We start from the raw sequence: 7019 nt of genomic DNA on the forward strand, positions 1-7019 counted from the left end.
GAATAAAGGATGGTGAAAAACCTTGGGACGATTGTTTTCACTTTTAATTTTAGGGGCCCTGCTTTATTTTGCATGGCCATTTTTGACGAATGAAAAAGATATTCAAAATTTAAATAATGAAATAAATAAATTAAAAGAAAACCCCGAACTCAGCAAAGCATTGGAAACAGTCAACAGCGGGATCAATCAGTTGTTATGGAAACTTGATGAGAAGAAGGAAGAATTGACACAGGATGAACAAAACCTTTTGCCGAAAGTGGCTAAACCGGAGCTGGAGACCCCTTCCGAGAGAACCTTTACGATTCATAATATCGGAATTGGCGATGCGAAGGATGAAGTTGAAAAACAGCTTGGCAGCCCAAAACGAGTTTCCGTGAACGAGTATGGAACTGAGTGGCATGCCTATCATGAAAATTTCCAGAACTTCATCATGGTTTCCTACAGCAAAGATGGGATCGCAAATGCTTTGTATACAAACCAGGATTTGATCGCTGCCAAAAATGGCCTCAAGTATGGTAACCCTAAGGAAACAGTGCGTCAGACGCTTGGTGAACCACTTGGCGAGATCAGGAAAGGGCTTGTTTATTACCAATTCCAAAAGGACCAGGATTATGATGTCTATCATTTGGACGACAGCTATGTGACGGTATTTTATGATAAACATAGAAATAATAGTGTCAGTGCAATCCAGATTGTCAGCGAGAAGCTGGAACAAAGCAAGGCAGGCTTTTATACCGAAGCGAGTGAGGCATTGAAGGAAGGTTTTGAATATCAGCTGTTTGACCTGACCAATGCTTCGAGGGTGGTTCACGGTTTGGGGCTTCTTAACTGGGATGATCCGGTCAGGGTAACTGCCCGCAAGCACAGTGCTGATATGGCGGAAAACTCGTATTTCAGCCATACAAACCCAGAAGGACAATCACCTTTTGACAGGATGGAAGAGGATGATATTGCGTTTTCTGTCGCCGGAGAGAATCTCGCATATGGACAATTCAGCAGCATTTTCGCCCACGAAGGATTGATGAACTCGCTCGGACACCGCGAAAATATCCTGAAGTCGGACTTCAAACTGCTCGGTGTTGGTGTCGCTTTCGGACCGAAGCATGAGCCTTATTTTACCGAGAACTTTTATTCGAAGAGGAAGTTTTAAACCGAGTCTTAGTGGCTCGGTTTTTTTATAGCTGGAAAAAATCGCGGGTAATTTCCAGTTCGCTATAAAAAGTTGAAACTCGCTATAAAAATTAAAAAGGTCGCTATAAAATTAAAAAAGTCGCTATAAAAAGTCGAAACTCGCTATAAAAAAGAAAAGTCGCTATAAAAAAATTGATAGTGGCATAAAAATAATTACTTTTTCCCTTTAAAATCAGAAAATCGCTATACAAAAGAGAGATTCCACAATTTAAAACCACTATTTTCTCTACATAATTAAGATTTTTCCTATAAAATCGGCTCCCCCCTTGTTAACAGCATGATTTTTTCATTGAAATGCCACTAATATCATGCCTTTTTCTTCCTGAAAAAAATTATATTGGCGATTTTCACAACTTTATTGGCGACTTCCTCATTTTATTGGCGAAAACCAATGACTTATTGGCGAAAATCAAATTATATTGGCGAATTGGTAATTCCACGCCTTTTTTCCAGTTCGGAGATTAATAAACCATGACTGCCTTCATCGTCTAATCCCATAATTAACAAAAAACCGCTCAATCGTCATCAGACGATCAAGCGGTTTTCCAAACTATTTCACGCGAGGGAACCCGAAGCCTGATGCATAGTCATCACCAGATGCTGCTCCTGATCCGCCAAGGATATCGTTCGCTTTTGCGCGGTTTTGAAGTTCCGAACGAAGTTGTGTATGGCTCATGCTTGGATTTTCAGCCCAAATCTTTGCTGCAAGTCCGGATACATGCGGAGTCGCCATTGATGTTCCGCTGATTGTGTTATAAGAACCGTCAAACCATGTTGATTCGATCGCTCTTCCTGGTGCGGATAGTTCCACATCTAGCTCACCGATCACATAGTCACCGTCAGTCAGCGGGTTACCGCGGGATGAGAAGTCTGCGACACGGTATGTACCGTTTTGCTGAACATCCTCTAAAGCGGCAACAGCTACTGCATTTGTTAAGGCACCTGGATAACCAATTGTATTGGCAGTCGGTCCGCTGTTACCAGCCGCTGCAACCACGAGGACACCTTTTCCGTATGCATAGTCAACTGCATCGGCAATCAATGTGCTCTTGCTGCTGGATCCTAGTGACATTGAAATGACGACTTTCGAGCCTGTGCGAACTGCTTCATCTGCAGCATGCTGGATTGCACCTGCGATGTCATCGGAATAGCCTGAGCCCTGGTCATTCAGAACCTTGTAAGCCCAAAGATCTGCTTCAGGTGCTACCCCATAAATTCCCTGGCCAGATCCTCCGTGTGCCAGTACAGTACCTGCAACATGAGTTCCGTGACCATTTTTATCTGAACAAGATCCATTTACTAATGGCGACCTGCGGTTAGTAAAATCCTTACATTGTTCATCGCTGCCGGCTAAGTCTGTATGGGCTACATTGACGCCGGTATCGAGAACCGCTACTTTGACGCCACTACCACCAGAAGTGGCCTGAATATTGTTATCATTATAGATTGCTTCCATTCCCCATGGAGTTTGATCAGTTGGTGCTGCCTGGGCGCTAGAACCTGGCTTGGCTTCCAGCTGTACCTGGGAAACTGTTTCTACTTGCAGATTCTTATTTTTTAATAGTGCCTGGTATTGCTTGGCATTGACTGTTGTTGTAAAACCTTTCGTTCCGAAATCCCATCTCTTGCCGTACTGATCTTTTGCCTTAGCCTTTTCAGCTGCAGGACCCTGGACCAAAACCCGGTATGTATCCTGTGCCTCTGGTGCCTGGCCAAATGCCCCAGCCGTGAACATCGATAAACCCATTGTCATGCTTAGTAGCGCTGCTCCTAGTGCTTTTCTTTTTTTCATCCAACCACTCCTCTGCATTTTGATGGTGCTGCTGGTTTTACAACTCTATTATATTTAAAATTTTCTGACATTAACAATATGCTAATTTGTTCATTTTTAAGTCTTTAGAATCAGGTAATTTTGCACGTTTAGATAAAAGTCACATGCTTATCTGACTATTTTTGAATTTTCCCAATATCGAAAGCACTAAAAAGAGTGACCATTTTTTTACAGGTCACTCTTGTCGTTTGGAAAATAATAGGATATCCAGCACTTGTTTTTTAGATGAACAAAAGCAAACTAACCGCCATGACTGCCATACCTGCTACCAAGCCATAGATAGCGAGGTGGGATTCATCATATTTTTTTGCAGCCGGCAATAATTCATCGAGTGAGATGAACACCATGATTCCGGCTACAGCTGCGAAAATGACGCCAAACATAATATCATTCAGGAACGGCATCAAGAATAGGTATGCCGCAAGTGCGCCGATCGGTTCGGAAAGACCTGAAAGAAATGATAGTTTAAAAGCTTTCTTTCTGTCGCCAGTCGCAAAATAAACTGGTACAGAAACAGCGATTCCCTCTGGAATGTTATGAATGGCGATCGCGATGGCAATGGCCACACCCAAAGCAGGGTCCTGAATTGCAGAGGTGAAGGTAGCGATTCCTTCCGGAAAGTTGTGGATCCCGATTGCCAGAGCTGTGAAGGTACCCATTTTCAAAAGGGCCGCATCATTGGCTGCTTTTGAAGGTGTATTCATGTCCTCGACCTTTTTCAGTTCATGTGGATTTCCTTGCTTTGGTATGAACTTATCGATCAATGCAATCAACACGATTCCGGCAAAAAAACCACCCACGGTTGCCCAGTTTCCTGATTGCACCCCCAGCGCCGATACAAGGGAGTCCTTCGCTTTTACGAAGATCTCGATCATCGATACATAAATCATGACTCCGGCAGAAAAACCAAGTGCGAGCGACAGGAACTTTGTATTGGTCCGCGATGTAAAAAAGGCGAGAATACTTCCGATCCCGGTGGCAAGACCTGCGAATAAAGTCAAGCCGAAAGCAAATAAAATCTCCTCTGTCATTTTTATTCTCCTTTGAATATGAATATTTGACCTGACCCGTGTAATTTTCAAAAAGGAAAACAATAATTCTTAGTCTATGCAACTGCTTGAAAAAGTTTCACATTCAGAGATAAGCTTCAATTGATGGACTTACTCTAAAATGTTTCCTTGAGTCAACTTTTTGGGTGCAGGAGTCCTTTGTAAAAATAATATATGCGTGTGGGTCAAAAAGTTTCCTTTGGTCAACATTTTATCGCATAGGAAACTTGACCTGCAACTAAATTGTTTAAGAATTCCTATAATTGTTTGATAGATAACCGCACTTTTACATAAAATCACTTAGATATTTACAATGGAATTCGACACTCCGGGATTGAATGCCTCCCGGTGACAGAGGCAAGGAACAAGAAAAACCCCTGCAAACACTGCAGGGGCTCAGATTAACTATAAATAACTTTTAATTTTATATTCTGCTTTTTTCTCCTCCAGCCAGTTTGGGTATTCTGCCTGGATTTTCTGGTCAAATAACAATTCTTTAATTTCACCCTTGTGATCATCAAACTTTGCGGCCTTCGCAGCTTTTTTATCAACAAGCTTGATGATATGGTAGCCAAATTCCGTTTTTACCGGCTCGCTAATTGCGTCGGTTTCCAGTGCAAATGCAGCATTCTCGAATTCCTCAGCCATTTCTCCTTTTCCGAAATAGCCGAGGTCGCCTCCGTTATCAGCATTGCTTGTATCCGTTGAATATTTTTTTGCCAATTCAGCGAAATTTTTTCCATTATCAAGCTCTTCCTTGACCTTCTTGGCCGTCGCTTCGTCCTCCACTAATATATGACTCGCTTTTACCTGTTCCTTCTGGTCAAAAGAGTCTTTATTTTCCTCAAAATACGTCTTCAGTTCATCTTCGCTCACGTCTATTGACGAACCGATCATTTTTTCAGCGAGCAGATAGACCTCGATGTCCTCCCTGATTCTGTCCATTGGCACCTGGTTTTGCTCAAGCGCGGCCGCGAAAGCTTCTTCACCGCCATAAGATTCCTCAAGCTTCTTAAGCTCTTCATCTATCTCATTGCCGGTCACCTTCACCTTTTCCTTCGCCGCTTCCATTTCAATCACTTTATTTGTGATCAGCGAATCCAAAATATCAGGGCCATACATTTCGGTCAATTTAGTATCCAGTTCCTCCTTGGTGATTTTTTCGCCATTGATGCTCGCGGCAGTTTCTGTTCTTGTAAAAGCTGTCGCAAAGATTAAGAGAAGACCTAAAACGATCACTCCAAATATAATAGGCAGTTTATTGTTTTTCATAAAAGCACTCATCATTTTCCTCCATTATTCAGCGCTTGAAGCAGACAAATCAACCTTCAAGGTTTGCTGCTTGCCGTCACGGTATATTTTCAACTCGGCATGGTCCCCAGTTTGAAGTTTCGTGTACAAGAATCTTCTTAAATCACTGGCCTGTTCCACCTTTTCATCATTGATACCAACGATGATATCCTGCTCCTGAAGGCCCGCTTTGGCTGCCGCCGAATTTGGGTCTAAGTAGGTAACCATTGTACCTGATTCGACACTGTCAGGAAGGTTCTCAAGATACATATCTGGAATTTGCGCCAGATCAGCAAGGCTTACACCTAAATATGGGCGTTCCACTTTCCCCTTTTCTATCAGCTGATTGACGATTGGCAAAGCCTCATTGCTTGGAATTGCAAAGCCTAGACCTTCGACGCCATTTTGGGAAATTTTCAAGCTGTTGATTCCTATCACCTTGCCATTCGTATCGATTAACGCACCGCCGCTGTTGCCCGGATTGATTGCTGCGTCCGTCTGGATGACATTCATTTCCCATTCCCCAGCAGAAGTCGGTACTGAGATGGAGCGGTCTACCGCACTGACAATACCCTGTGTTACCGTCCTCGATAAATCAAGGCCAAGCGGGTTTCCAATCGCGAGCACCTGGTCTCCAGCCCTTAAGACAGATGAATCACCAAACTCAATGACATCCGAAGCTTTAGCAGCATCGATTTTGACAACGGCTAAATCAGTCAATGCGTCTGCCCCGACAACCTCTGCCGCAACCTTTTCCCCATTGTATAAGCTGACCTCCACCTTAGATGCTCCTTCAATGACATGGTTGTTTGTCACAATGAAAGCACTATTGCCTTCCTTTTTAAAAATAACCCCTGAACCAGAGCCGCTTTCTACATTGCCCTGACTTCCGGAAAAAGGATTGTTTTCGGATTGGATATTGGTAATGCCCACAATCGATTTTGAAGAAGATTCGATAATATCAGCAATTGATCCAGAACTATTTGTTGAAGTTGGTGTCGTTACGATATTTGAATTACTTTCCGCGGCTGATTCCGTTTGAGGCTGCTGCTGATTTCCTGCGTCCGCTTCTGTAAAATTGACCGCCGCAAGTGTAATCGCCGAGCCTACTACCCCGGCCATGACAGTCGACAGGATACTTTTGAAATTATATGACTTTTTGACCGGCTCCTGTTCTTGATAACGGGAACGCTGTTCAAATTCATTCATGTTTTTTTCCTCCTCGCTTCTAACTTGTCTTCATCTTAACCAGAAATTATGAACAAATTATTAACAAACTGCGGCGAGGATTTTAAAAGATTGGGAAGATTTTGCTGTTACACCATAGAGGGGGCATTTTTCGAAGGAACTCCATTTACTTGATGGTATTAGGACTGTTCTATTGACCATCGTGATCACTTTTTCTGCTTTGGATGGTCTTTATAACCCTTCTATCGACCATCCTGACCTCTTTTTCTGCTTTGGATGGTCTTTATAACCCTTCTATCGACCATCCTGGTCTCTTTTTCTGGTTTGGATGGTCTTTACAACTCTCCTATCGACCATCGTGATCACTTTTTCTGCTTTGGATGGTCTTTATACCCCTTCTATCGACCATCGTGATCACTTTTTCTGCTTTGGATGGTCTTTATACCCCTTCTATCGACCATCCTGACCTC

General features: G+C 43.0%; 5 protein-coding genes. 1 reads left to right on the top strand and 4 read right to left on the bottom strand.

What is annotated here, in order from left to right:
- Positions 1-82: 82 nt before the first annotated feature.
- Positions 83-1150, top strand: coding sequence for a CAP domain-containing protein (locus J7E35_RS17965; RefSeq protein ID WP_251041075.1), 1068 nt, complete (start codon positions 83-85; stop codon positions 1148-1150).
- A gap of 591 nt (positions 1151-1741) precedes the next feature.
- Here J7E35_RS17965 and J7E35_RS17970 read toward each other — a convergent pair.
- The 4 genes from J7E35_RS17970 to J7E35_RS17985 all read right to left on the bottom strand — a co-directional run bounded on the left by J7E35_RS17970 (position 1742) and on the right by J7E35_RS17985 (position 6570).
- Positions 1742-2983, bottom strand: a complete 1242-nt coding sequence (locus J7E35_RS17970; protein WP_214782048.1) for a S8 family peptidase — start codon at positions 2981-2983, stop codon at positions 1742-1744.
- 260 nt (positions 2984-3243) lie between these two features.
- The gene (gene zupT, locus J7E35_RS17975) at positions 3244-4053 is read right to left on the bottom strand and encodes a zinc transporter ZupT (protein ID WP_214782051.1); all 810 of its coding nucleotides are present in this window, start codon (positions 4051-4053) and stop codon (positions 3244-3246) included.
- Between the two features lie 423 nt (positions 4054-4476).
- Positions 4477-5355 carry a peptidylprolyl isomerase gene (locus J7E35_RS17980; protein WP_251041076.1) on the bottom strand — a complete coding sequence of 293 codons (879 nt, stop codon included), beginning with the start codon at positions 5353-5355 and terminating at the stop codon, positions 4477-4479.
- Positions 5356-5367: 12 nt separating this feature from the next.
- Positions 5368-6570: a S1C family serine protease gene (locus tag J7E35_RS17985; protein ID WP_214782054.1), complete on the bottom strand. Its 1203-nt coding sequence runs from the start codon at positions 6568-6570 to the stop codon at positions 5368-5370.
- Between the last annotated feature and the right edge of the window lie 449 nt (positions 6571-7019).

This window comes from Bacillus sp. ISL-45 (genome assembly GCF_018613195.1).
GTDB lineage: Bacteria > Bacillota > Bacilli > Bacillales > Cytobacillaceae > Mesobacillus.